This window comes from Streptomyces sp. L-9-10 (assembly GCF_004151105.1).
GTDB lineage: Bacteria > Actinomycetota > Actinomycetes > Streptomycetales > Streptomycetaceae > Streptomyces.
Genome location: NZ_PHRF01000016.1, coordinates 147,358 through 172,673, shown reverse-complemented (window position 1 = coordinate 172,673; position 25,316 = coordinate 147,358). Strand labels below are relative to the sequence as shown.

The 25,316-nt window shown below is 70.4% G+C and carries 21 protein-coding genes; 3 read left to right on the top strand and 18 right to left on the bottom strand.

Annotation, left to right across the window (positions count from 1 at the left end; all coding sequences use genetic code 11):
• Positions 1-116 precede the first annotated feature (116 nt).
• The 3 genes from galK to galT form a co-directional block, all read right to left on the bottom strand.
• Entirely contained in the window at positions 117-1,265 is a 1,149-nt protein-coding gene (galK, locus tag CU044_RS03840) for a galactokinase (protein WP_129767037.1), read from the bottom strand.
• Positions 1,266-1,384: 119 nt separating this feature from the next.
• Positions 1,385-2,377, bottom strand: a complete 993-nt coding sequence (gene galE / locus CU044_RS03835; protein ID WP_129767036.1) for a UDP-glucose 4-epimerase GalE — start codon at positions 2,375-2,377, stop codon at positions 1,385-1,387.
• A gap of 8 nt (positions 2,378-2,385) precedes the next feature.
• Complete coding sequence (gene galT, locus CU044_RS03830; RefSeq protein ID WP_129766994.1) at positions 2,386-3,429, bottom strand: galactose-1-phosphate uridylyltransferase; 1,044 nt, start codon at positions 3,427-3,429, stop codon at positions 2,386-2,388.
• Between the two features lie 248 nt (positions 3,430-3,677).
• Here galT and CU044_RS03825 point away from each other — a divergent pair, with 248 nt between their 5' ends.
• Positions 3,678-5,348 (top strand): sodium:solute symporter family protein, encoded by a 1,671-nt coding sequence (locus CU044_RS03825; RefSeq protein ID WP_129766993.1) that lies wholly within the window; start codon positions 3,678-3,680, stop codon positions 5,346-5,348.
• A 66-nt stretch (positions 5,349-5,414) separates the two neighbouring features.
• Complete coding sequence (locus tag CU044_RS03820) at positions 5,415-5,717, top strand: hypothetical protein (protein ID WP_129766992.1); 303 nt, start codon at positions 5,415-5,417, stop codon at positions 5,715-5,717.
• Positions 5,718-5,739: 22 nt separating this feature from the next.
• Here CU044_RS03820 and CU044_RS03815 read toward each other — a convergent pair whose 3' ends face one another.
• From CU044_RS03815 to rsmI, 15 genes are all read right to left on the bottom strand, one after another.
• Positions 5,740-6,459, bottom strand: a complete 720-nt coding sequence (locus CU044_RS03815) for a LuxR C-terminal-related transcriptional regulator (protein WP_129766991.1) — start codon at positions 6,457-6,459, stop codon at positions 5,740-5,742.
• Positions 6,460-6,723: 264 nt separating this feature from the next.
• Complete coding sequence (locus CU044_RS03810) at positions 6,724-8,637, bottom strand: PQQ-binding-like beta-propeller repeat protein (protein ID WP_129766990.1); 1,914 nt, start codon at positions 8,635-8,637, stop codon at positions 6,724-6,726.
• Between the two features lie 130 nt (positions 8,638-8,767).
• The gene (locus CU044_RS03805) at positions 8,768-10,675 is read right to left on the bottom strand and encodes a PQQ-binding-like beta-propeller repeat protein (protein WP_129766989.1); all 1,908 of its coding nucleotides are present in this window, start codon (positions 10,673-10,675) and stop codon (positions 8,768-8,770) included.
• Between the two features lie 239 nt (positions 10,676-10,914).
• Entirely contained in the window at positions 10,915-12,774 is a 1,860-nt protein-coding gene (locus CU044_RS03800) for an ABC-F family ATP-binding cassette domain-containing protein (RefSeq protein WP_129766988.1), read from the bottom strand.
• A gap of 127 nt (positions 12,775-12,901) precedes the next feature.
• Positions 12,902-13,738 (bottom strand): formyltransferase family protein, encoded by an 837-nt coding sequence (locus CU044_RS03795; protein WP_129766987.1) that lies wholly within the window; start codon positions 13,736-13,738, stop codon positions 12,902-12,904.
• A 37-nt stretch (positions 13,739-13,775) separates the two neighbouring features.
• A complete protein-coding gene (locus CU044_RS03790) occupies positions 13,776-14,399 on the bottom strand; it encodes a DUF6879 family protein (protein ID WP_129766986.1) in 624 nt (207 codons plus the stop codon).
• Positions 14,368-14,661 carry a hypothetical protein gene (locus CU044_RS03785; protein ID WP_129766985.1) on the bottom strand — a complete coding sequence of 98 codons (294 nt, stop codon included), beginning with the start codon at positions 14,659-14,661 and terminating at the stop codon, positions 14,368-14,370. Before CU044_RS03785 ends, CU044_RS03790 begins: the two co-directional genes overlap by 32 nt.
• A 121-nt stretch (positions 14,662-14,782) precedes the next feature.
• Complete coding sequence (locus tag CU044_RS03780; protein WP_129766984.1) at positions 14,783-16,924, bottom strand: tetratricopeptide repeat protein; 2,142 nt, start codon at positions 16,922-16,924, stop codon at positions 14,783-14,785.
• A complete protein-coding gene (locus CU044_RS03775) occupies positions 16,921-17,283 on the bottom strand; it encodes a hypothetical protein (protein ID WP_345790113.1) in 363 nt (120 codons plus the stop codon). The genes CU044_RS03780 and CU044_RS03775 overlap by 4 nt, the downstream gene beginning before the upstream one ends.
• 150 nt (positions 17,284-17,433) lie before the next feature.
• On the bottom strand, positions 17,434-18,405 hold the full coding sequence (locus CU044_RS03770; RefSeq protein WP_129766982.1) for a 4-(cytidine 5'-diphospho)-2-C-methyl-D-erythritol kinase: 972 nt from the start codon (positions 18,403-18,405) through the stop codon (positions 17,434-17,436).
• Between the two features lie 41 nt (positions 18,406-18,446).
• Entirely contained in the window at positions 18,447-19,289 is an 843-nt protein-coding gene (gene rsmA, locus CU044_RS03765) for a 16S rRNA (adenine(1518)-N(6)/adenine(1519)-N(6))-dimethyltransferase RsmA (RefSeq protein ID WP_129767035.1), read from the bottom strand.
• A gap of 161 nt (positions 19,290-19,450) precedes the next feature.
• Complete coding sequence (locus CU044_RS03760; protein ID WP_240045319.1) at positions 19,451-20,830, bottom strand: resuscitation-promoting factor; 1,380 nt, start codon at positions 20,828-20,830, stop codon at positions 19,451-19,453.
• A gap of 168 nt (positions 20,831-20,998) precedes the next feature.
• Entirely contained in the window at positions 20,999-21,868 is an 870-nt protein-coding gene (locus CU044_RS03755; protein ID WP_129766980.1) for a TatD family hydrolase, read from the bottom strand.
• Between the two features lie 74 nt (positions 21,869-21,942).
• On the bottom strand, positions 21,943-22,341 hold the full coding sequence (locus tag CU044_RS03750) for a hypothetical protein (RefSeq protein ID WP_345790112.1): 399 nt from the start codon (positions 22,339-22,341) through the stop codon (positions 21,943-21,945).
• A 186-nt stretch (positions 22,342-22,527) separates the two neighbouring features.
• Positions 22,528-23,421, bottom strand: a complete 894-nt coding sequence (gene rsmI, locus CU044_RS03745) for a 16S rRNA (cytidine(1402)-2'-O)-methyltransferase (RefSeq protein WP_129766978.1) — start codon at positions 23,419-23,421, stop codon at positions 22,528-22,530.
• A 62-nt stretch (positions 23,422-23,483) separates the two neighbouring features.
• Here rsmI and CU044_RS03740 point away from each other — a divergent pair, with 62 nt between their 5' ends.
• Positions 23,484-25,202 carry a phospholipid carrier-dependent glycosyltransferase gene (locus CU044_RS03740; RefSeq protein WP_129766977.1) on the top strand — a complete coding sequence of 573 codons (1,719 nt, stop codon included), beginning with the start codon at positions 23,484-23,486 and terminating at the stop codon, positions 25,200-25,202.
• Positions 25,203-25,316 lie beyond the last annotated feature (114 nt).

Below are 25,316 nucleotides of genomic sequence, written 5' to 3'. Positions count from 1 at the left end.
AGCCGAGGCCCGACGTACATGGACGTACACAGACGTCACCCACCGTACGTGGAGGCCGGGGACTCGGCGCTCCCCTCTCGTCCCCGGACACCCCTCCCCGCCACCCGGCAGGGCTCTCAGACCAGCCGGTGCGCCCCCCGCGAGGGGATCGCCGGGAAGATCCGCGGGGCCGTGTGGCCCGCTGTCGTGAAGGCTTCCGTGACCGCCTTCGTCACGGATTCCGCGTCCGGCTCCTCGACCAGGACGACCGCCGAGCCGCCGAAGCCGCCGCCCGTCATCCGGGCGCCGAGCGCGCCGGCCGCCGTGGCCGTCTCGACCACCAGGTCCAGTTCGGCGCAGGAGACCCGCAGATCGTCGCGGAGCGAGGCGTGGCCCTCGACCAGGATCTCGCCGACGGCGCGGACATCGCCCGCGTCCAGCAGCGCGATGACCCGTTCGACACGGTGGTCGTCGCTCACGACATGGCGGACGTAGCGGCGTACGGTCTCGCTCTCGCCCGCCGCCGCCAGCCGGTCGAGCGCCCCGGGCAGGTCCTCGTACGCCACATCGCGCAGCGCGCGCACGCCGAGCGCCCGCGCGCCCGCCTCGCAGCCCGCGCGCCGTTCGGCGTACGCGCCGTCGCCGAGCGCGTGCTTGACGCGGGTGTCGACGACCAGCAGCCGCAGGCCGCGGGCCGCCAGGTCGAACGGCACCTGGCGCTGGGAGAGGTCGCGGGTGTCCAGATGGAGCGCGTGTCCTTCGGTGCAGCACGCCGAGGCCATCTGGTCCATGACCCCGCACGGCACGCCGACGAAGTCGTTCTCGGCGCGCTGCGCGAGCACCGCCAGCTCGGGTGCCGACAGGCCCAGTCCGTACAGGTCGTTCAGGGCGAGCGCGGTGACGACCTCCAGCGCGGCCGAGGACGAGAGGCCCGCGCCGGTCGGGACGGACGACGCCAGATGGATGTCGGCGCCGCCGACCGGGTGCCCGGCCTCGCGCAGCGCCCAGACGACACCGGCCGGATACGCGGCCCAGCCGGTGTCGGAGAGCGGTACGAGCGCGTCGGCGTCGAGCTGGACGACACCCTGCTGGACATCCGCGGAGTGCACGCGCAGGACCGAGTCCGTACGGCGGGACACCGCGGCGACCACCCGGTGCGGCAGCGCCAGCGGCATCACGAAGCCGTCGTTGAAGTCGGTGTACTCGCCGATCAGGTTCACCCGGCCGGGGGCCGCCCAGACGCCCTCGGGTTCGGCGCCGTACAGCCGCCGGAACTCCTCGGCCACCGTCTCACCGACGCCCGTCTCGACGGCGCCCGTCCCGCCGGCACCCGTGTCACGGTCACCCGTGCCACCGATACCCGTGTCACCGACGACTGTGCCGTCGACGCCCGTACCGCTCCGGCTCACCCTTGGTTCTCCTTCCGGCGTGCGAACGCCCACGCGTCCGCGACGATCCCCGCCAGGTCGGCGCGGCTCGGGGTCCAGCCGAGGCGGTCGCGGGCCGCTTCGGCTGAGGCGACCAGGACGGCGGGGTCGCCGCCCCGGCGCGGGGCCACGACCTCGGGGACGGGGTGCCCCGTGACCGCGCGTACGGTCTCGATGACCTCGCGGACCGAGAAGCCCGCGCCGTTGCCGAGGTTGCAGATCAGATGCTCGCCGGCGGTGGCCGCGGCCAGCGCGCGCAGATGGGCCTCGGCGAGATCGGCGACATGGATGTAGTCGCGTACGCAGGTGCCGTCCGGCGTCGGGTAGTCCTCGCCGAACACCGAGATCGCCTCCCGCCTGCCGAGGGCGACCTGGAGGACCAGCGGGATGAGATGCGACTCGGGGTCGTGCCGCTCGCCGCAACTGCCGTACGCCCCGGCCACGTTGAAGTACCGCAGCGAGACCGCCGCGAGACCGTGCGCCGCGCACTCGCCGCTGATCATGTGGTCGACGGCCAGCTTGGTGGCGCCGTACGGGCTGGTGGGCGCCGTCGGGTCGCTCTCCGTGATGGGGCTGGAGACCGGCTCCCCGTAGGTCGCGGCGGTGGACGAGAAGACGAGCGTGCGCACCCCGGCCGCGCGCATCGCGGCGAGCAGCGCCATCGAGCCGCCGACGTTGTTGTCCCAGTACTTCTCGGGCTTGGCGACGGACTCGCCGACCTGCGAGGACGCCGCGAAGTGCAGCACCGCGTCGTACGAGGGGTCGAGCCACTTCGCCGCATCCTGGATCCGGCCCTCGATGAAGTCGGCCCCCGCCGGGACGCCCTCGCGGAATCCGGTGGAGAGGTCGTCCAGCACGGTCACCTCGTGACCGGCCTCCAGCAGATGCGCCGCGACCACGCTGCCGACATACCCCGCACCGCCCGTGACGAAGTACTTCCGGGGTACGGGGGTCGTCTCCGGGGAAGACACAGTCTTGCTCACTCGCTCGCTACCTCTCGCAGTCGCTCGGCCGCGGCCTCCGGCGGCACGTCGTTGATGAACACACTCATGCCGGATTCGGAACCCGCGAGGAATTTCAGCTTGCCGGAAGTGCGGCGGATGGTGAAAAGCTCAAGGTGAAGCGCGAAGTCGTGGCGCCCCTCGGTACGGAAGGGCGCCTGGTGCCAGGCCGAGATGTACGGCGTCGGCGGTTCACCTTCGCCGAAGATCCGGTCGAAGCGCCTCAAGAGTTCCAGATAGATCTGTGGGAACTCCGTGCGCGCCGCGTCGTCGAGCCCCCGCAGGTCGGGGGTCCGCCGGACGGGGTAGAGGTGCACCTCGTACGGCCAGTGCGCCGCGTACGGCACGAACGCCACCCAGTGCCGCCCCTCCAGCACCACCCGTCCGCCCTCGGTCCGCTCGCGCGCGACGAGGTCGTCGAAGAGGTTGCGGCCGGTCGCGGCGCGGTGCTCCCGTACGGAGCGGAGCATCAGGGCGGTGCGCGGGGTGACGAAGGGGTACGCGTAGATCTGCCCGTGCGGATGGCCGAGTGTCACGCCGATCTCGGCGCCCCGGTTCTCGAACGGGAACACCTGCTCGACCTGGGGCAGTTCGGCCAGTTCGGCGGTGCGGTCGGTCCAGGCCTCCAGCACCAGACCGGCCTGCTCCTCGGTGAGGTCCGCGAACGAGGAGTCGTGGTCGGAGGTGAAGCAGACGACCTCGCAGCGTCCCGAGTCCCCGGCGAGGGAGGGGAAGCGGTTCTCGAAGACGGCGACGTCGTAGTCCGGCTCCGGGATCTCGCTGAACCGGCCGTCCCGCGAGGGGCAGAGCGGGCACTCGTCGGCGGGCGGGTGGTACGTACGGGCCTGGCGGTGCGAGGCGATGGCGACCGCGTCACCGAGCAGCGGGTCCCGGCGGATCTCCGAGGTGGTGGAGATGGGGCCGAGGGGCCTGCGGTCGGGGGCGTCGCGCACGGTGTCGTCCCGCAGGTCGTAATAGACCAGCTCACGACCGTCGGCGAGCCTCGTCACCGTCTTCTTCATCGGTTGCCTCCACGGCCCGCACCCACACACCACTCATCAACAGAATCGCACATAACAAATCACAAGTAAACAGATGCGTCAACGGCGGCAGGGTGGGCACACGAGATCACGCGCGGCGAGGCGCGTCCGACGCCTCGAACGTCTCGATCAAGATTAAACAAAGAAAATCAACAGAAGTGTTCATTTTCTGAACACAGGAGCGTAGGTTCCGGCGGAGTCATCTTCTTGCGACGAAGCGAGTACCCCCCATGCGATACCTGGCCGAAGGGCTCCGGCTCCCCACCAACGGGCTCGACTACACCATCCTGGCGATCTACTTCATAGTCGTCCTCGGCATCGGCTTCGCCGCCCGTGCCAGCGTGAAGACCAGCCTGGACTTCTTCCTCTCCGGGCGCTCCCTGCCCGCCTGGGTGACGGGCCTCGCGTTCGTCGCCGCCAACCTCGGCGCCACCGAGATCCTGGGCATGGCGGCCAACGGCGCGCAGTACGGCGTCTACACCGTGCACTGGTACTGGATCGGCGCCATCCCCGCCATGGTCTTCCTCGGCCTGGTGATGATGCCGTTCTACTACGGGTCGAAGGTGCGCTCCGTACCGGAGTTCCTGCTGCACCGCTTCGGACCCTCCTCCCATCTGCTCTCGTCGATCATCTTCGCGGTGTCGTCCGTGCTGATCGCGGGCGTCAACCTCTACGCGATGGCGATCGTGCTGGAGGCGCTGCTCGGCTGGCCCGAGTGGGTCGCGATCGTCGTCGCCGGTTTCTTCGTCCTCGCCTACATCACCATCGGCGGGCTCTCCTCGGCGATCTACAACGAGGTGCTCCAGTTCTTCGTCATCCTCGCCGCGCTGATCCCGCTGACCATCGTCGGTCTCAAGCGGGTCGGCGGCTGGGACGGGCTGACCGACTCCCTCACCAGCTCACACGGCGGCGCCTTCCTGAGCGCCTGGGAGGGCACCGGCGTCGGCTCGCCCAACCCGCTCGGCGCGAACTGGCTGACCATCGTCCTCGGCCTCGGCTTCGTGATGAGCTTCGGGTACTGGACCACCAACTTCGCCGAGGTGCAGCGCGCGCTGTCCGCGAAGAACCTCTCCGCCGCCAAGCGCACCCCGCTGATCGCGGCGTTCCCCAAGATCCTCATACCGATGGTCGTGATCATCCCCGGCCTGATCGCGCTGATCATGGAACCGACGCTGGGCAAGGCGGGCAGCGGCCTCCAGTACAACGACGCGATCCCGGTCCTCATGCGCGATCTGCTGCCGAACGGTGTGCTGGGCATCGCCGTGACCGGTCTGCTCGCCGCGTTCATGGCCGGTATGGCCGCCAACGTCTCGTCGTTCAACACCGTCTTCACGAACGACATCTGGGGCGCGTACCTCAAGAAGGACCGGGAGGACGCGTACTACCTGAAGACCGGACGGGTCGTCACGGCGGTCGGTGTGCTGATCGGCATGGGTACGGCGTTCATCGCCTCCAGCTTCAGCAACATCATGAACTACCTCCAGACGCTGTTCTCGTTCTTCAACGTCCCGCTGTTCGTGGTCTTCATCATCGGCATGTTCTGGAAGCGGACCACCCCGGCCGCCGGTTTCTGGGGGCTGCTCTCCGGCACGGTCGCCGCGATGGTGAACTACTTCTGGCTCTACAAGGGCGGGATCGTCGACATCCCGAGCGACCAGGGCGCGAACTTCGTCTCCTCCATCGTCGCGTTCGTCGTCGGCGCCGTGGTGATGGTCGTCGTCTCGTACGTGACGAGGCCGAAGCCGGCCGAGAAGCTCGCGGGGCTGGTGTACGGCACACGCTCGCCCGACATGGACGAGCCGCCGGCCGAGGGCGACGACGCCTGGTACCGCAGGCCGGCCCTGCTGGGCTGGGGCGCGATCATCCTCGCGGCCATCTGCTACGTGCCGTTCTCCTTCTGACGTTCTGACTGACGTTCTGACGTTCTGACGCCGAGGCGCCGACGGCGCCGAGAGGAACACATCACCATGAGCGACTACCGCAACGACGTCGAGGAACTGGAGGCCAAGTCCGCCACCGCGGCACGGCTCTTCGACATCCGCCGCATCATCGGCGGGCTCTTCGTGGTCTACGGGATCATCGTGACCATCGCCGGGATCACCGTGTCCGACGCCGATCTGAAGAAGGCGCAGGACATCAACATCAATCTGTGGACGGGGCTCGGGATGCTGGCCCTGGGGCTCTTCTTCCTCATATGGCTGAAGCTGCGCCCCACGGCGCCGCCCACGCCGCCCGCCTCGCCCGCCTCGCCCGCCTCGCCCGCCGAGTAACGGCCGTCACGGGGGCCGGACTTCACCCACGACGCGTGCGGTGGTCCGGCCCCTTGGCCAGGTCCGCGGACCCTCCGGGCGGCGCGGCCCGGTCCAGCAGCCCCGTACGCGCAGCCAGCGCCGCGGCCTCCAGCCGGGAGCCCACCCCCAGCTTCATCAGCACCCGCTGCACATGCGTCCTGGCCGTGCTCGGCGCGATGCCCATCCCGGCGGCGATCAGCCGGGTGTCCTCGCCCTCCGCGACCCGTATCAGCACCTCCACCTCGCGCGGGGTGAGCATCCGCAGCAGCCGCTGGCCCTCGTCGTCCGGCTGGACCACCGGATTGAGCAGTTCGGTGAACGCGCCCTGGAGCAGCTGGGGCGCCACCGCGGCCTCCCCGGCACGGGCCTTGACCATGGCCCGCTCCACGCCCTCGATGCGCTCGTCGTGCCGTACGTAACCGGAGGCGCCGGCCGCGAAGGCCGCGGCGATCCCGCGCGGGCTGGGCACCGGACCGAGCACCACCACCGCCACCTGCGGGCGTTCCCGCTTGATCCGTACGATCGGGTCGAACGTCCCCGGCTCCGCGGGCGCCGCCGTGCCCAGCAGACATACCTCGGGCGCCCTGCTCACCACCAGTTCGGCGACGCCCGCCGTGGGCGCCGCCGCCGCGAGCACCCGGTGCCCGCGGAGTTTCAGCGCCGAGGCGAGCGCCTCGGCGAGCAGTCTGTGATCGTCGACCACCATGATCCGCACACCCATGAGCAACCCTCCCCCCGTCCCCCGGTACCTGCCCGGCCCCCCGGCCCCCGGCCTCTAGACCCGGCAAGCTACACGCTTGTTCGACATCGCGCGCCCCCTACCGGTCAGAAGCCCCTCGGATTGCCGAATTCCCGGCCATTCGGGACTACTGACCGGCCGGAGCGGCTACGAAAGGGGCCCCGGCCCGTGGTGTCACCCACGGGCCGGGGCCCGAAATGCCGTGTCCTCAGGGTCAGTTGACCCGATCTCTACTTGGTCGTAGCGCTACTTGGTCGTGAAGGACACCGCGAGATACGACTTCTCGTCCAGCGACGAATTCGACGGCTCGCTCAGCGTGGTGTCGGACATGAAGAACCGGCCGTCCTGGTAGAGCAGTTCCGCGTAGTCCGGCAGGAAACTGGTCTCCGCGTCACGCACGGTCTCGTCGGCCGGGTTCTCCAACAGCACCGTCTGCTTGAACGTGCCGCCGTCGATGGAGACGATCTGGCCGCCCTTGTCGTACGGAGGCCGCTTGTACGCGATGATGTTGCCGCCGTCCATGCGCAGCGGCACCATCGTGTAGCGGTCGCCCGCGTCGGCGCGGTCCGAGGTGCCCTTGCCGGTGGCGAGGTCGAACGAGACGATCTCGTTGGTGTCGCCGTACTCCCCGCCGCCCTCGTGCTCCTCGGTCGGCAGATAGAGCCGGCCGTTGCCCACCGCCAGCATCTGGCAGGACTCGACCTCGGTGGAGCGGCACTTCGCCGCGTACTTGTCGGCGTCCGCCGGGATCTTGGCGATCAGCTTGCCGGTCTTCGCGTCGATCGAGAAGAAGTCCGAGATCCCGCTGCCGTCCCCGGCCGTGTCGCCGACGTCGGCGGCCACGACCAGCGGATCGGTCGAGATGACGCTCGCGTACTCGACACCGGTCGGCATCTGGAAGGTGGAGATCGGGGCGCCGGTCGAGGGGTTCAGGTTCTGGATGGAGACCTGCGGGTCGTCGTACGAGCCGCACTTGCGGGCCGCCACGAGCCCCGCGCCGCCGCCGTACCCCATGTCGTAGCAGCCCTCGGCGCTGACCTCGGGCTTCCACCGGATCGAGCCGTCTGCCAGGTCGAAGGCCGCCCCGCCGTCGGTGCCGCCGGCCGCGATGGTGTTCCCGCTGAGGGTGACCTCGCTGAACCGGACCTTCTCGTCACCCACGTTGGAGCCCTTGACGGACTTGGACCAGAGCAGCTTTCCGGCCGTCAGGTCGATCGCGCCGATCTCGGTGCACTGCTGGTAGTTCTTGTCGGCCGTGGTCCTGGCCGCCGCGAACGCGACCGCCGTCTTGTTGTCCCCGGAGGCGTGCGGCGACGCCGCGCAGACCTGGCCCGGGAGCGGGATCGACCACAGCTTGGTGCCCTTGTCCAGGTCGTAGCCGACGATCTCGTTGATGCCGGTCTTCACATACGTGGTGTCGGTCATCCAGGAGCCGGTGACGGTGGTGACGTCGGTGACCTTGGGCGTCGGCAGCTGGAAGGCCACCTTGGACCTGGTGTTGCCCGACGCCTTCTCCTTGCCCGCGCCGTCGGCCGCCTTCCCGCCGCCGGTGCCTCCCGTACCGCCCTCGGAGGAGCCGGACGAGTTGCCCTTGGCGTCGTCGCTCTTCCCGCTGTCGCCACCGGAGGAGGCGAACAGGATGCCGCCGCCGATGATCAGTACGACGGCGACGGACGCGGCGATGATGATCTGCATCTGACGGGTCAGCTTCTTGCCGCCACCGCCGCCGGCGCCTCCCTGCGGGGGCTGCGGATACGGGTACTGCTGCTGGGCCCCCGGCTGCATGGGCTGGGTCGGGTAACCGTACGGGGACGGCTGGCCGGGCTGGCCCGGCTGGCCCGGGTAGCCGTACCCGGGCGGCTGGTTCGGGTAGCCGTACCCCGGCTGCTGGTTCGGGTACCCGTATCCCGGCTGCTGGCCGGGCGGCGGCTGCGGCGGCTGGGCCGGGGGGCCCTGCGGCGGCGTCTGCGGATAGCCGTACGGAGGGTTCTGCGGGGGCGGCGTCGGAGCACCGAACCCACCGGGCGGCGGGTCCTGCGGAGCGCCGAACCCACCGGCGGGGGGCTCCTGCGGAGCGCCGAACCCGTCGGCCGGGGGTTCCTGCGGAGCGCCGAACCCTCCCTGCGGGGGCTCGTTGGGTGGCTGGGGCGGCTGCGTCATGACGTGCGTACCTCGGGAAAGTCGTCGGGGACGAAGAGAGCGGAGAGGACAGAGGGAACGGGGAGGACAGCGATGCCGGGGATGCCTGAGAGCCCTGAGAGCCCTGGGAGGCCTGGGAGGCCTGGGAGCGTCATTTCCCGAAGGCCATCATCGTCTTCGTCTTCAGTTCCTCTTCGTCGTTGCTCGCGCTGACCCGGCCGCTCATCACATAGAAACGACCGTCCACATAGGCGTACTTCGGCGAGTAGAAGGAGTTCTCGATCTGCGCCGTGGACGCCGGGTGCCGCAACAGCGTGGTCGGGGCGCCACCGGTCGGGGCCACGGTCGCGACCGCGCCGCCCGTGTCATACGTGGCGTCCAGATAGACCAGGACCTTCCCGCCCTCCATGCGCAGCGGCGTCATCGTGCGGCCCTCGGGCGCCTTGGCGCGCCATGTGGACTTTCCGGTGTCCAGGCTGAAGGCGACGATCTCGTTGGTACGGGAGGTGCCGCTGCTGTCGGGCGCGGTCGCCATGTAGAAGGTGTTCGCGTCGGCGGCGACACCGACGCAGCCCTCCAGGTTCTGGCCGAAGACGATGAAGCCGCCACCGCAGTTCGGTGCGAACTTGTCCGTGCCCCCCTGGATCTGCGAGCGCAGGGTGCCGTTCGCGTTGAGCGCGACGACGCTCCAGGTGTCCTTCTCGTCGTTCTTCAGGGAGACGACCAGCGGGTTGATCGAGTAGACCTTGTCGGTCTCCCAGTCGGCGGCCAGCTTGTAGGTCCACTTGGCCCGGCCGGTCGTCGGGTCCAGCTCCTGGATCTGTTTCGCGCCGGAGTTGCAGTTCTCGGCGGCGATCATCTTGGGGCCGCCCGTGAGCGCGTACGGCTGGCAGTCACCGGGGAGCTTGCCGAAGAGTTCCTTGCCGTCGCTCACCCGGAAGGCGTTGACGGCGCCGGTGCGGGCGGCGGTCACCGTGTCGCCGCTGATCGCGAGGGTGATGTCGGAGAGCAGGTCGAAGGCGCCCGTCTCGGGTATCTCCTTCTTCCAGCCGGTCTTGCCGGTCGTCAGATCGATCAGCTGGAGCTGGTTGCAGTCGGCCTTCTCCGTGGTGCCGTTCTTGACCCCGATGACCAGCTTGCCGGCGGCCGTGGACGCGACGGGCGCCGCGCAGATCTCGGCGGGCAGCGACAGCGTCCACTTCTTCTTGCCGTCGGCGGCGGAATACCCCACGACCTGCCGGTACATGGCCTTGACGACGGTGTCGCCGGCGAACCACGGGCCTTCCACATCCGCTCCGTTGCGCGGCAGGTCCACGTCGTTCGTCTGAAGCCACTCGATCTTGGCCTCGCCGTCCTTGCGCCCGGCGTTGAGGTCGTCCGCGGCCTCGCGGCCCGTGCCGCTGCCGTCGCCCTGGTCGACGCTCGGCGAACCGCTCGGCGTGGCGTCCCCGCTCTTGCTGACGTCCGGCTTGTCGCCGCTGTCGTCACCGCCGACGGCGAGCCATATCCCGCCGCCGATGACCAGCGCTCCCGCGACGGCCGCCGCGACGATCATGCCGGGCTTGCCCTTGAAGGGGTTCTTGCCGCTACCGCCGCCACCGCCGGGCGCGGTGGGCGGGCCGGGGAACTGCTGGGGCGGATAGCCGCCATAGGGGCCGGGCTGCTGACCGTAAGGACCGGACTGCTGACCGTAGGGGCCGGGCTGGTTGTACGGCCCCGGCTGGTTGTACGGGCCTGGCTGCTGCTGTCCGTACGGTCCCGGCTGGTTGTACGGGCCGGGCTGCTGGCCGTACGGACCGGGCTGGTTGTACGGACCGGGCTGAGGCTGCCCCTGCCCGGCCGGTCCCGCCTGCGGATAGCCGTAACCGGGCTGTGCGGCCGGCGGACCCGGCGGCGTCTGCGGACCCGGCGGCGTCTGCGGCGGCGGTGGCATCTGCGGCGGCTGCGCGGGCGGCGGCGGACTCTGCGGTCCCCCCTGTCCCGGCGGGCCACCGTGCGGCTGGTCCTGCGGAGCTCCGAAGCCGCCCTGCGGCGGTTGCTGACTGGGCGGTTGGCTCATCAGCGCTTTCCCCCTGTTAGTTCGGTCCGCGACCCGGTCGGACTCCCCCGCGATTCCGGTGGCTGATAATCACCGGCCACCGGAATGGAGCGAATCGGGCGCGGTTTCCGCATCGTCATATCAGTCGAGCGGCGCTTCTTTCTATCACTCGGGCATCCGTACGGGACGGGCCGGTCCGCCCCTGTTCCCAAGGGAGGACCGGCCCGTGATGTGCTCGTTACGCGCTCTGCACAGCGTCTCTACGCGTCCTCCGCGAGCTCCAGCCAGCGCATTTCCAACTCGTCGCGCTCACTCACCAGTTCGCGCAGCTCCGCATCCAATTTGGCCACTTTCTCGAAGTCTGTGGCATGGTCGGCGATCTGCTGATGGAGGGTCGTCTCACGGCTGGACATCTTGTCCAACTGCCGCTCGATCTTCTGCAGTTCCTTCTTCGCCGCACGGCCGTCCTTGGCCGATACCGCCCCTGTACCGGCACCCGTACCGGCGCCCGCTCCCGTACCTGTACCCGTACCCGCTGACCGCCCCTCGGCGGGAGCCTGCGCGGCGGCCGGAACCCCGGACGCGATCAACTGGCGGCGGCGTTCCAGATACTCGTCGATCCCGCGCGGCAGCATCCGCAGCTTCGCGTCACCGAGCAGCGCCATCACCTTGTCGGTGGTCCGCTCGATGAAGAACCGGTCGTGCGAGATGACGACCATCGAGCCCGGCCAGCCGTCGAGCAGGTCCTCCAGCTGGTTGAGCGTCTCGATGTCGAGATCGTTGGTGGGCTCGTCGAGGAAGAGGACGTTCGGCTCGTCCATCAGCAGCCGCAGCAGCTGAAGGCGGCGCCGCTCACCGCCGGAGAGATCGCCGACCGGCGTCCACTGCTTCTCCTTGGTGAAGCCGAACTGCTCGCACAGCTGGCCCGCCGTCATCTCCCGCCCCTTGCCGAGGTCGACACGGTCCCGCACCTGCTGCACGGCTTCGAGGACCCGCAGCGACGGCTTGAGTTCGGTGACCTCCTGGGACAGATACGCCAGCTTGACGGTCCTGCCGACCACGACCTTCCCGGCGGCGGGCTGGACATCGCCCTGCGAACGGGCGGCCTCGGCGAGCGCCCGCAGCAGCGAGGTCTTGCCCGCGCCGTTCACCCCGACCAGCCCGATCCGGTCCCCCGGGCCGAGCTGCCAGGTGAGACGGGTGAGCAGCACCTTGGGGCCGGCCTGGACGGTGACGTCCTCCATGTCGAAGACGGTCTTGCCGAGCCGGGCGTTGGCGAACTTCATCAGCTCGGAGGTGTCACGCGGCGGCGGTACGTCCGCGATCAGCTCATTGGCCGCCTCGACCCGGAAGCGCGGCTTCGACGTACGCGCGGGAGCCCCGCGCCGCAGCCAGGCCAGCTCCTTGCGGACCAGGTTCTGCCGCTTGGCCTCCTCGGTCGCCGCGATGCGCTCGCGCTCGGCGCGCGCGAAGACATAGTCGGAGTAGCCGCCCTCGTACTCGTGCACCGCACCGCGCTGGACGTCCCACATCCGCGTACAGACCTGGTCGAGGAACCACCGGTCGTGCGTCACACACACGAGCGCGGACCGCCGCGCCCGCAGATGCTCGGCCAGCCAGGCGATGCCCTCGACGTCGAGGTGGTTGGTGGGCTCGTCCAGCACGATCAGCTCGGGCTCGCCGATCAGCAGCTTCGCGAGCGCGATCCGCCGCCGCTCACCGCCGGAGAGCGGCGCGATGACGGTGTCGAGCCCCTGCGGGAACCCGGGCAGATCGAGCCCGCCGAAGAGCCCGGTGAGCACATCGCGGATCTTGGCGTTCCCGGCCCACTCATGATCGGCGAGATCGCCGATCACCTCGTGCCTGACCGTGGCGGCGGGATCGAGCGAATCGTGCTGCGTCAACACCCCGAGCCGCAGCCCGCCACTGTGCGTGACCCGCCCGGTATCGGCCTCCTCCAGCTTGCTGAGCAGCCGGATGAGGGTCGTCTTACCGTCGCCGTTCCGCCCGACGACGCCGATCCGGTCTCCCTCGGAGACGCCGAGAGAGACACCGTCGAGCAGCGCACGGGTGCCGTACACCTTGGTGACTGCCTCGACATTGACCAGATTGACGGCCATTTCACTCCTGTACGGGGGGACGGATCGACATCCCAGGGTAATCGCCACCACGACACCCCCGCCCTGGCGGACCACCCCGCGGTCATCCGGGGGTCCCGGCACTCCCCTCGCGGGCTCCCGCGCGAACTCAGGCAGGCATCGATTCCATGATCCACAGAGGACCGTCCGCGCACGTCACCTCTACGCCGTCGGCGGGTTCGAGCGAGGTCCGCACCACCCTGATCCATTCACCCGCCACCAACGCGGTCGGACCCGACCTGCCCGAACTGCCGAATCGCGTGGCGCGTACCTGATGGTGGATCCGGCCTCTGGGGTGCCCCCAGTCGATACGGGAGAAGCCGGGCTCCATCCACCCCGCGTAAGAGGCATGTGCGGCGCACTGTGCGGTACCGGGAAACCCGTCGGCCGCACGCTCAAGAGCCGTGGGGAGAAGGCGCGAGATGAATTCGTCGACGGCCCCCCAGATCCGCGCCGGCAGTACGTCGTCGTCCAGCGCGATTCCGGACTCCTGGATCAGGATTCCACCCGAATCGAATTCCTCGTCCATCCAGTGGATACTCACCCCGATGTCCGGGTCACCGTTCCTGATCGCCCAATTGACGGGGATGGGACCGCGATATTTCGGCAGCATCGACGTATGAACGTTGATGGCTCCCAGCGATGTGGCCCGCAGGGCCGAGGGCGGGAACTTCCAGGGAAACCCGTAACAGATCATGAGGTCCGCGTCATACCCGTGCAGGGTCTTCGCCAGCACCTTCTTGCTGCCGGGCAGAAGGAGATCGACCCCCTGCGGAATCCCGTCGGCGATCTCGCCGATCACCCGTCCCGCGCCGGGCCTGGTCGGCCCGCCGGGCCTCAGAGATCGTGCGTGCAGGTACGCCACGGGCGTGTGCCCGGCCCGTTCACAGACAGCCCGCAGGACAGCGAATCCCTGCGCCGAATAGGACACGAGGATGACACGCATCGACCCACCCAGTATTTCTCGAGACGAGACCCGGACTCTACGCTCGAAGATGGTGCATGGCAGGGGCAGGCAGAGAGGCAACGCGGCGCCCGAAGAAGCTGTCGAGCCGCTCTCCGGATCCATGCAGGTCACGAATGATTCGCCGGCACTCGGCGATCGCCCCGCTGTCGGTGTATCTGATGCCGCCGGCAAGGTTTCCTTCGCCGTCATAAACGATCTCGTACAGTACGGAGGATCCGATGATGGCGATTTCCGGTAATGCGCCATCGGGTTCGAGTAACGCGATGTCGTCCAACCCCACGACCCGCGTATCCTCTCCGCATTGCTCCTTCAGGCGCAGAAGGTGGAGTTCCCATTGCAGATAGGGGGAGATGGGCTCCTCGACCACACGGACACGGTGCAGGCCGAACCCATGGTCCGCGATCTTCCGGAAGTACCTCTCGTAATGACCCCGCTGCTCGGAGATCAGCGAGAGAGCCGTCCCCCACTCGCCACGGAAGAACGCTTCCCAGCTCTTCACCCCGGGCTCTCTGAAGGTCTGCTGACGTTCAAGCTTCCAGAAGCCCGCCCTGCCCGCGCGCCAGAAGTGCTGGTCGAAATCTTCCAGGTAAGCGTCCAACTCAAGCCGGTCACCGGTCGCATCCGCCAGAGCGCTGAGCATCCGGGATGTCCTCCTTCGCAGCCATTGCCGTCGTGCGCGGAATGATGACCAACCGCTCGTCCGGGGCGATTTTCACACCGTCGGGAAGGCCCGCCCGATAGGAGTCGGTGAGGTCTCTCCCGATCACCGCGATATCACCGTTCTCCAGCTCCCAGATATCCGGGCAGCCGGACTCACCGCCCGTCGTCCCCAATTCCTCGGGGCTTTTACCCAGACGACGGACCAGCGGCGAAGAGGGATCTGCTTCCCACGCACGAATCACGCGAATCCTCCAGGTGAGTTGGCGCGATTATGACCGAGCACGCATCACGGTGCAACGCTGAGTGACGAGTTCGCGCCAGAGGAGGCCCGCGGGCAGGTCCACTCGGCCCCCGAGCCCGTGGCTACGCGTTTCCCCGGAGGCCCTGGTACGTGGCGAGCTTCTCCCGGGCCACCAGCGTCCACGGGTGACTCGGGCCGAGTACCCGCTCTCTCCCCTCGATGACGGTCTCGATCTGTTCGACGGCCTCCGAGAGCTCACCCAGCGCGGCGAGGACACTGCCCAGCAGGCTCCGGGAGGCCATCGTGATCGGATACTCGGCTCCGTAACGCAGCTCATGAGCGGCCAGGGCCCTACGAGCCAGTGGCAGCGCCTCCGCCGGTTCACCGGTGTTGAACAAGGCGAGTGCGCAGTTGAGCTCGGCCGAGAGCGTGATCGGGTGATCGGGGCCGAGTGCGCGGCGGCAGGCGGCGACCACGCCGGGCCCTCCCGGGGCTTCCTCCTCCAGCTCCGCTCCCGGCGGCAGCTCCAGCAGGCACGCTCGCGCCTCCAGTGTCAGTGGGTGCCAAGGGCCCAGTTGCGCGGTCCTGCCCCTCGCCGCCCGGCGCATCAGCGCCACGGCCTCCGCCGTATCACCGAGCCAGGTGAGAGGGCGCGACAGATGCAGACAACTCGTCAGCGTGTCCGGTGAATCAGCACCGTGGGCGCGCTCCAGATCGGCGAGCACCCGGCGATGCAGGTCCGCCGCCTCGGCGAGGCGTCCCAGACGATCGACGGACTTCCCCACGCGTTGACGGAGCCTCAGCACGAGGAGGTGGTCCTCGCCCAGCAGGGGCCCGGCGAGTTCCACGGACCGGTTCGCGACGGCGAGCGCCGACGCGTAGTCACCGGCACGGTGCTGAGCCGTCACCAGCCGCAGAGCGCACGCGACCGCGGCCTCCGCAGTCGGCTGTCGCACGGTGGACCAGTCCCGCACGCGCCGAAGGAGCACAAGGACGTGCGAGGTGAGGAGGTTGAGCCGGGCGTCCCGTGTCCCGCGCTCGGGCATTTCGGGAAGGGCCGACGCCAGGAGACCGGCGGCCGTTGCGGCGAGCCGTTCGCGCTGGTCGTCGGGCATCCCCCGGGCAACGCTGTCGAGCAGCACCCCGTGGGTGCGCAGGCAGCGCACGGCACCGCCTGCCACGAGCTCGGTGAGCGAGTGGTCGAGGAGTCCACGCAGCGTCAGTTCGACGCGGTCGGAGGGCAGTTCCGGGCCGAGGTCGACGCCGCCGAGCAGCGAGAGCGGGAGCGGGTCGCTCGACCAGCAGGCCAGCAGCCTCAGCAGCGGGGTGGCGTCCGGCAGTCCCTGTCCGACGAGAGCGTTGAGCGACAGCTGCCAGGTGCCGCTGATCAGATGGCGGGAGTCGTTGGCGGCGGCTCCCGCGCCCTGGTCGATCAGTTCGATGGGGTCCCGGCGGTCTTCGAGGCGCCGGCCGTACTCGGCCATGGTCCAGGGCTCGATCACCTGGTGGGCCAGGAATCCGCCGGCGAGCGTCAGCGCGAGCGGAAGGCGGCCGAGCCGGTCGGCGACGGTGCCGGCCTCCTCGACGGTCCCGGTGCCCGGCGCGAGGTCGCACAGTACCTGGGCGGCTTCGGCACGTGGCAGTACACCGACGTGGAGCAGTTCGGCGGCGGGCCACCAGTGGTGCGCCGCCTGACGGGTGGTCACGAGAACGGTGCCGCGCGGACTCGTGCGCAGCCAGCCACCGTCGCGCAGCACAGCTGGATCGTCCGCGTTGTCCAGGACCAACAACCAGGGCCGGTCGGAATGGTCGAGCCGGTCCCAGACCAGGTCTGCCGCCGCGCGAAGACCGTTGCGCGCGGCCATGAGCTCGCCCTCGCCCGCTCCCCGGTCGGCGGCCACGGCGAGCATGCCGGCGCGCAAGGAGGCGTGGTCGGAGGCGTTGACCCAGAGACTCAGCCGATCGGCCTCGTTCACCGCGTACCGGAAGATCGTGTAGGCGACGGCCGTCTTTCCGCAGCCTCCGAGACCGTGGAGAACGAAGACCCCGTTTCCCGCGCCTGCGGTGACAGCGGCCCGCAAACGCTCCATGAGCTCATCGCGGTCACGGAGTATCGCGGGCGCCCGGCCCACGGCGGGGTGGCGTACCGAGTCCGGCCCGGACCACGACGGGCCGTGGTGATGGTGCTCGGTGATGTGCTGGTCGCCCGAAGCCTGGTAGACACGCCCATGGTCTTCGGCCCGGCCGTCGTTGCGACCGGTCACCGCTGATCGAGGCGGAGGTCACGGCCGGCCTGGTAGATCCGTGCCTCGCCGGAGGCAATGGCCTGCTGGGTCGGGACTGGCTGGGCGCCGGCACCCGGGGCCAGTTCGGCCAGGAGCGCGCTCAGATCCTCGGCCAGTTCGGGATGCGCGGTCAGCAACCGCCGCACCCGGCCCTGCCACTCCGCCCGGATCTCCGCCTCGGTCTCCCGGTCACCCGATGCCTGGGCGACGAGCAGTTCGTCCCGGGACGAGTCGAGTTCGCCGGCGATGGCCTGCGCCCGGTCGGGCCGTGCCCGTCGCCAGAGCAGCAGTAACCCCTCTCTCATGCTCTGCCAGGTATCGGTCGCCAGCAAGGTCACAAGTGTTGTTCCCGCGGTGCCCGCCAAAGCGGCCAGCTCCGGTTCCATACGCGTAGCCCTCCGTGAAAGCGCGGTGTGCCGCATCACAGTAGGTGCTGGTCAAGTCCACGTACAGTGAGCCGTTTTCACTCCGGTGCCGACGCTCCGACGTCAGGCGCCCGCCCGCTCCACCACCGTCGCGCCCCGCGCCGGGGACGGGGCCACCCGGGTCGTGCGGCAGGTGCCCGAGGCGAGCAGCGCCCGGGACACCTCCTCCGCCGTGTCCGCGTCCTTCGTCAGGAAGGCCGTCGTCGGGCCCGAGCCCGAGACCAGGGCCGCGAGGGCGCCCGCTGTCCTGCCCGCGGTGAGGGTGTCGGCGAGAGAGGGGCGCAGCGTGAGGGCCGCGGGCTGGAGGTCGTTGGACAGCGCGGCGGCCAGGGCGGTGGCGTCGCCCGCGCGGAGGGCGGCGAGCAGGGACGGGTCGGCGGACGGGGCGGGGACGGGGGTCCCCTCCGTCTGGCGGTCGAACTCGCGGAACACCGTCGGCGTGGACAGACCGCCGTCGGCGACCGCGAACACCCAGTGGAAGGAGCCGCCGACCTCCAGGGGCGTGAGCTGTTCGCCCCGCCCGGTGCCCAGCGCCGCCCCGCCGATCAGGCTGAACGGCACATCACTGCCCAACTCGGCGCAGATGGCGAGGAGTTCGTCCCGCGAGGAGCCCAGCGACCAGAGGGCGTCACAGGCCAGCAGGGCGCCCGCGCCGTCCGCGCTGCCGCCCGCCATGCCGCCCGCGACGGGGATGTCCTTGGCGATATGGATATGGACGCGCGGGTCGATGCCATGTCGTTCCGCCAGTGCCAGCGCCGCGCGGGCAGCGAGGTTGGTGCGGTCGAGGGGGACCTGCGCCGCGTCCGGGCCCGTGCAGGTGATCCGCAGTTCGTCGGCCGGGGTGACCGTGATCTCGTCGTACAGGCCCACGGCGAGGAAGACGTTCGCCAGGTCGTGGAAGCCGTCGGGGCGGGCCGCGCCCACCGCCAGTTGCACGTTCACCTTCGCGGGCACTCGTACGCGTACGCGCGCCCCCGCTGCCCCCGCTGCCCCGACTGCCTCCGCTGCCCCCGCTGCCCCGGCTGCCTCCGCCACCCCTGCCGCTCCTGCTGCCCCTGCTGCCCCTCCGCTGACGCTCACGCGCCCGCCCCCTTCGACTCCGCGATCCGCGCGAATTCCTCGACTGTCAGTGCCTCACCGCGCGCCTGCGGCGAGACGCCCGCCGCGACCAGCGCCGCCTCCGCCGCCGGGGCCGAACCCGCCCAGCCGGCCAGCGCCGCGCGCAGCGTCTTGCGGCGCTGCGCGAAGGCCGCGTCGACGACCGCGAAGACCTCGGTCCTGGAGGCCGTCGTCTTCACCGGCTCGGCCCTGCGCACCAGCGAGACCAGGCCCGAGTCCACATTGGGCGCGGGCCAGAAGACGGTACGGCCGATGGCGCCGGCCCGCTTGACGTCCGCGTACCAGTTGGCCTTCACGGACGGCACCCCGTACACCTTGTTGCCCGGCGCGGCGGCCAGCCGGTCGGCGACCTCCGCCTGCACCATCACCAGCGTCCGCTCGATCGTCGGGAAGCGCTCCAGCATGTGCAGCAGGACGGGCACGGCCACGTTGTACGGAAGGTTCGCGACCAGCGCGGTCGGCGCCGGGCCCGGCAGTTCCCGGACCCGCATCGCGTCGGAGTGCACGAGCGAGAAGCGCCCCGCGCGCGCCGGCATCCTCGCCTCGATCGTCGCGGGCAGCGCGCCCGCCAGGACGTCGTCGATCTCCACGGCCGTCACGCGGTCCGCCGCCTCCAGCAGCGCCAGCGTCAGCGAGCCGAGCCCGGGGCCGATCTCCACGACGACATCGTCCGGGCGCACCTCGGCGGTGCGGACGATCCTGCGGACGGTGTTGGCGTCGATGACGAAGTTCTGTCCGCGCTGTTTGGTCGGGCGTACGCCCAGCGCCGCGGCCAGATCGCGGATGTCCGCCGGGCCCAGGAGGCCATCATGGCCACCGAGGCCGCTGAGGCCACCAGGGGCGCGAGCGGAGTCAGCGGAGTCAGCGCCATCAAGGGCATCGGCGGCGTCAGCGCCATCAGGGGCATCCGGGGCGTCGGGCTCAGCGGCGTGGGGCTCAGGGGCATCGGGCTCAGTGGTGCTCACCCGGTCAGCCTACGGCCGCAGTGGGGCCAGGGGCTCGCCCCCCGCTGCACGTAGAGCTTCTTCGCGCGGTACGTCTGTTCCGCGGCCGGTGCGTCCTGCGGGCGTCCGCCGCCGCCGAGGGCGTGCCAGGTGCCGGTGTCGAACTGGTACAGCCCGCCGTAGTTCCCCGACGCGTCGACGGCCCCCGGGCGGCCCCCCGACTCGCAGGCGGCGAGCCCGGCCCAGTTGAGCCCGTCCGCGCCCGACACGGAGGCCGGCGCCGTCTTCGTCCCCACCCTCACCCGCTGGGTGACCGCACGGCGCACCACCTCTTCGTGGATCTTCCGCGGCTTCTCCTTGACGCCGTTGACCGTGCGCAGGGCGTACGTGACCCGGCGCGCGCCCGGCCTGCCCTGCTGGTCGACGACCTCGGTTCCCCGGAAGAGGCCGGGGTCCCCGGTCCGTACGGTGTCGTACGGGATGGGCTCGTCGCGTACCCGCTCACCCGCGGTGATCCGCATGACGGTGATCGTCGAGCCGTCGCGCGGGAAGGTGTCCGGCGGTACGGACGTGGTGTCCTGCCCGTGCAGCGCGAGGCCGGCCCGCGCCAGGGCCTCGGCGACGGTCGCCGCGTTGGTACGGATCGTGTGCTCGCGGCCGTCCGCCATGAACGTGACGGTGCGCTCGGTCCGTACGTCCAGGGCGAGTCCGGAACGGGAGATCGCGGCGGAGCGCGAGACGGAGAGGAACGCGCCCTCCGCGCGCACCCCGAGCCGGCGCAGCGCGCCCTCGACGGTGCGGGCCGTCGTCCACACCTGGCGCCGGTGTCCGTCGAGGGTGAGGAGTACGGGCCGCCCGTAGCGGACGACGACGTCGTCACCGTTGGCGAGCTCCGCGCCGGGCGCCGGGGCGACGATGTCGTGCGCGCCGACCGACACGCCCTCGTGCGCGAGCAGTTCCTCCACCTCTCCGGCGAAGGTGTGCAGGGTGCGCGGCCCGCCACCGTCGACGGTGAGTTTCACGGCCTTGTCGTGGACGACGAACGCCGAGGTGCCACCGGCGAGGAAGGCGACGACGAGCGCCTGCGGGACGAGCCGGCGCAGCGCCTCGGGCGACGCGGCGGGCCTGGGCAGGGAGACCTTGGGCGGAGCGACCTCGGGCGGAGCGGCCTCGGGCCGGGAGACCTCGGGCCGGGAGACCTCGGACAGAACGGCTCGGGGTGCCGGGACGACTCCCGACGTCGGGGCACCTCCTGCCGTCGCGCTCCCGGTCGGCGCGAACTCCGATGCCGCGCCCCCGGACGTCGGGACATCGGACGGCGCGACATCGGAGGGGGCGGGTTTACGGCGGCCGAACCCGCCCCGTACGGCACGGTGACTGCCCTGCGCATTGCTCACGACGCTCCACGGCATCCGGTCCGGTCCGGTCCACCACGGCCCGGACGCCCACGACCGCGGTGCCCCCGGAGACTAATGGAGCCGTCGTCACTCTCCAAAGCGACTCGACTACGCAGCGTGCCGACGCTACCCTGCCCTCTCCACCGACACCCTCCGGACCGTTATGCGTCAGTAACCGAACGCCCGCGCCGTATTGCCGGAAATCGCCTCGGCCATGGCATCCTCACCGATCCCCCGCACCTCCGCCATCGCCCGCAGCGTCACCGGAATGAGATAAGGCGCATTGGGCCGGCCGCGATAGGGCGCCGGCGTGAGAAAGGGCGCATCCGTCTCGACGAGAACAAGCTCCAATGGCGCTACTGTGAGCGCGTCACGCAACGGCTGAGCGTTTTTGAATGTGACATTGCCCGCGAAAGACATGTAATACCCGGCCGCCGCACATACCTCGGCCATTTCCGCGTCACCGGAATAACAATGGAACACCGTGCGTTCCGGAGCGCCTTCTTCCGCGAGGATGCGCAGCACATCGGCGTGCGCCTCGCGATCATGGATCATGAGCGCCTTGCCGTGGCGTTTGGCGATCTCGATATGGGCGCGGAAGGAGCGCTCCTGGGCGGCCATGCCCTCGGGGCCCGTGCGGAAGTGGTCGAGCCCCGTCTCGCCCACGGCCCGTACCCGCTCCAGCGCGGCCAGCCGGTCGATCTCGGCCAGCGCGTCGTCCAGCGCCTGGTCGCCGCCGCCCTCGCGGGCCCCCTGCCGCGACCAGCCGTCGGGGTCGCCGTGCACGATCCGGGGCGCCTCGTTGGGGTGCAGCGCGACCGCCGCGTGGACGTTCTCGTACGCCGCCGCCGTCTCCGCGGCCCAGCGCGAGCCCTTGATGTCGCACCCCACCTGGACCACGGTCGTCACACCGACCGAAGCGGCCCTGGCGAGACCGTCCTCGACCGTGCCGTCCTGCATGTCCAGGTGGGTGTGCGCGTCCGCGACCGGGACCCGAAGGGGCTCGGGCAGCGGTGGCGGGGCTTGTTTCGCACTCATGGGCGCGATCCTACGAGGGCCGCGCCCGGCCGGTCACACGCGGTGGTACAGGCGACTCGTCGCCGCGCGGTGCGTCAGGTGCGGTGGTGGTGCTGGAAGGGGTGCAGGAGATCGGAGAGGTGCCAGTGGTGCTGCCTCCCGGTCGCCCCGCCCTCCCCCGACGGGGCGGCCCCGGTGGCACCGCCGGCGCCGTCGGTTATCTCCTCGCCCGCCTGCGCCGGTATCCCCTTGCCCGCCGCCCCGCGCTTGCCCTTCGCCGGGTGGTGCTGCTCCGCCATGAGCGCCCGTACCGACGAGACCTGGCCGGAACGCATGATGCGGACGACGTGCCCCCCGCAGTTGACGCAATTCGGGCTGGACAGCGGGGAAGCCACCCGCACACCCTCGGACTTGTAGACGACGAAATTGTGGCCCGAGCCGTCGACGTGGTGCTCTATGTCGTACGCCTGCTCCCAGCCGTGCCCACAACGCATACAACAAAAGGCATATGCCTCGTGGGCAGCGGCTGTACCCGTGATCTCACTCATGCCAGCTCCTCTCCACTGACCAAGTGGACGCCTTTGACAGCGGGAGCGCATCAGGCCTGTCGATTAATGGATTGGTCTTGGCCTTCTCATGCCCAAAGAGCCCGGCACACGGTCTGCGCTTTGCATTTCACGCTATTCCTTTGCCGTCCGCGCGGCCCCCGGCCCCGTGCCGGGGGCCGCGCGCGCCGCGTTCTTCGCCGCGACCACCGCGTCGAACACCTCGCGCTTGGGCAGGCCCGCCTCGGCGGCGACGGCGGCGATCGCCTCCTTGCGCCGCTCCCCCGCCTCCTCCCGCACCCGCACCCGCCGCACCAGCTCCTCCGGCTCCAGATCGCCGGGCACCGGCTCCGGGGCGCCCTCCACGACCACGGTGATCTCTCCCCGTACGCCCTCGGCCGCCCAGGCCGCCAGCTCGCCGAGCCCGCCGCGCCGCACCTCTTCGTACGTCTTGGTCAGTTCGCGGCAGACGGCCGCCCTGCGGTCGGCGCCGAAGACCTCGGCCATCGCGGCGAGGGTGTCGTCCAGGCGGTGCGGCGCCTCGAAGTAGACGAGCGTGCGCCGCTCGTCCGCGGCCTCCCGCAGCCGGCCGAGCCGTTCGCCCGCCTTGCGGGGCAGGAAACCCTCGAAGCAGAAACGGTCCACCGGCAGCCCGGAGAGCGCCAGCGCGGTCAGTACGGCCGACGGGCCCGGCACGGCCGTGACCTTGATGTCCCGTTCGACGGCAGCCGCCACCAGCCGGTAGCCGGGGTCGGAGACGGACGGCATGCCCGCGTCCGTGACGAGCAGCACCCGCGCCCCGCCCGTCAGCGCCTCGACCAGCTCCGGCGTGCGCGCGGACTCATTGCCCTCGAAGTACGACACGACCCGGCCGCGGGTCCGCACCCCGAGCGCCTGGGTGAGCCTGCGCAGCCGCCGCGTGTCCTCCGCGGCGATCACATCGGCGGTCTCCAGCTCGGTGGAGAGCCGGGGCGGCGCGTCCGTGACATCACCGATGGGCGTCCCTGCGAGTACCAGCGTTCCAATCACATCCGCCATCCTCGCAGGGCGCGAGGCGCCCCACGCACAGCGGCGTTCCCTACGATGGCGCGGTGACCAGTACTGCGCCAGAAGCCCTCCACGGGCACGACGCCGGCGACAAGCCGCCCTCATGGCCTCAGCGGCTGCGCCGATTCGGCCATGTGCCCCGGCCGGTGACCGGGCTGCGCGAGCGGCTGGTGCCGCCGTACACCCGGCCCTCGGAGCGGCTGTGGGCCGTGCTCGGCGTGCCTCCCCGGCTCGCGGACCGGATGATCCGCTGGTCCGCGTGGGGCGGGCCGCTGCTCGTGGCGCTGGTCGCCGGGGTGCTGCGGTTCTGGAACCTGGGCAGCCCCAAGGCGGTGATATTCGATGAGACGTACTACGCGAAGGACGCCTGGGCGCTCATCAACCAGGGGTACGAGGGCAGCTGGCCCAAGGACATCGACAAGTCGATCCTGAAGGATCCGTCCTCGGTCCCGGTGCCCAGTGATCCCGGCTATGTGGTGCATCCGCCGGTGGGCAAGTGGGTCATCGGCCTCGGCGAGCACTTCTTCGGGTTCGACCCCTTCGGCTGGCGCTTCATGGTGGCGGTGCTCGGCACGCTCTCGGTGCTGATGCTGTGCCGGATCGGGCGGCGGCTGTTCCGTTCCACGTTCCTGGGGTGCCTGGCGGGCGCGCTGCTCGCGGTGGACGGCCTGCACTTCGTGATGAGCCGCACGGCCCTGCTCGACCTCGTGCTGATGTTCTTCGTACTGGCCGCCTTCGGCTGTCTGCTGATCGACCGCGACTGGGCACGGCGGAGACTGGCGGCGGCGCTCCCGGTGGACGAGGAGGGCGTACTGCGCCCTGACCGCGAGGTCGCGGAGAACCTGCGGCTCGGCCTCCGGCCGTGGCGGATCGCGGCAGGACTGATGCTGGGCCTGGCGTTCGCGACGAAGTGGAACGGGCTCTACATCCTGGCCGCCTTCGGGATCATGTGCGTGGTGTGGGACCTGGGCGCGCGCCGGACGGCGGGCGGAGGCCCGTTCTGGGGGGTGTTCCGGCGCGATCTGCTGCCGGCCTTCTTCTCGACGGTCCCGGTCGCGATCCTCACGTACATCGCCTCGTGGACCGGCTGGATCGTCAGCGACAAGGGCTACTTCAGGAACTGGGCCGAGACGGCGGGCAAGGGCGGCTCCTGGACCTGGCTGCCGGACTGGCTGCGCAGCCTCTGGCACTACGAGAACGAGGTCTACAGCTTCCACGTCAATCTGACGTCGGGCCACACCTACCAGTCGAACCCGTGGAGCTGGATCGTCCTGGGCCGTCCGGTCTCGTACTTCTACGAGGACCCGGAGGCCGGCACCGACGGCTGCCCGGCGTCCACGGCCGGCAAATGCGCCCGCGAGGTGCTGGCGATCGGCACCCCGCTGCTGTGGTGGGCGGGGGCCTTCGCGCTCTGCTACGTCCTGTACCGCTGGTTCTTCCGCCGCGACTGGCGCGCGGGCGCGATCGCCTGCGCGGTGGCGGCGGGCTGGGTGCCCTGGTTCCTGTACCAGGAGCGGACGATCTTCCTCTTCTACGCGGTCGTGTTCGTCCCGTTCCTCTGTCTCGCGGTGGCGATGATGATCGGCGCGATCGTGGGGCCCGCGGGCTCCGACGAGAGACGCAGGACGATCGGCGCGGTCGGTGCCGGGGTGCTGGTCCTGCTGATCATCTGGAACTTCATCTACTTCTGGCCGCTGTACACGGGGACGGCGATCCCGCTGGACTCGTGGCGCAACCGGATGTGGCTCGACACCTGGGTCTGACCACGACAGCGGGCCACGGCGGCGGACCACGGCGGCGGTCGGGGCGCGCGTCGGTCCGATAACACTCACCGGCACTCGCCCCCTGTGACGCACCGGTCCCGTAGGGTGCACGTG

Bases quoted from the DNA above. Each gene is read 5' to 3' on its own strand.
- galT (WP_129766994.1), bottom strand. From the start codon at position 3,429: ATGAAGAAGACGGTGACGAGGCTCGCCGACGGTCGTGAGCTGGTCTAT.
- CU044_RS03825 (WP_129766993.1), top strand. From the start codon at position 3,678: ATGCGATACCTGGCCGAAGGGCTCCGGCTCCCCACCAACGGGCTCGAC.
- CU044_RS03820 (WP_129766992.1), top strand. From the start codon at position 5,415: ATGAGCGACTACCGCAACGACGTCGAGGAACTGGAGGCCAAGTCCGCC.
- CU044_RS03815 (WP_129766991.1), bottom strand. From the start codon at position 6,459: ATGGGTGTGCGGATCATGGTGGTCGACGATCACAGACTGCTCGCCGAG.
- CU044_RS03810 (WP_129766990.1), bottom strand. From the start codon at position 8,637: ATGACGCAGCCGCCCCAGCCACCCAACGAGCCCCCGCAGGGAGGGTTC.
- CU044_RS03805 (WP_129766989.1), bottom strand. From the start codon at position 10,675: ATGAGCCAACCGCCCAGTCAGCAACCGCCGCAGGGCGGCTTCGGAGCT.
- CU044_RS03800 (WP_129766988.1), bottom strand. From the start codon at position 12,774: ATGGCCGTCAATCTGGTCAATGTCGAGGCAGTCACCAAGGTGTACGGC.
- CU044_RS03795 (WP_129766987.1), bottom strand. From the start codon at position 13,738: ATGCGTGTCATCCTCGTGTCCTATTCGGCGCAGGGATTCGCTGTCCTG.
- CU044_RS03790 (WP_129766986.1), bottom strand. From the start codon at position 14,399: ATGCTCAGCGCTCTGGCGGATGCGACCGGTGACCGGCTTGAGTTGGAC.
- CU044_RS03755 (WP_129766980.1), bottom strand. From the start codon at position 21,868: ATGAGTGCGAAACAAGCCCCGCCACCGCTGCCCGAGCCCCTTCGGGTC.
- CU044_RS03750 (WP_345790112.1), bottom strand. From the start codon at position 22,341: ATGCGTTGTGGGCACGGCTGGGAGCAGGCGTACGACATAGAGCACCAC.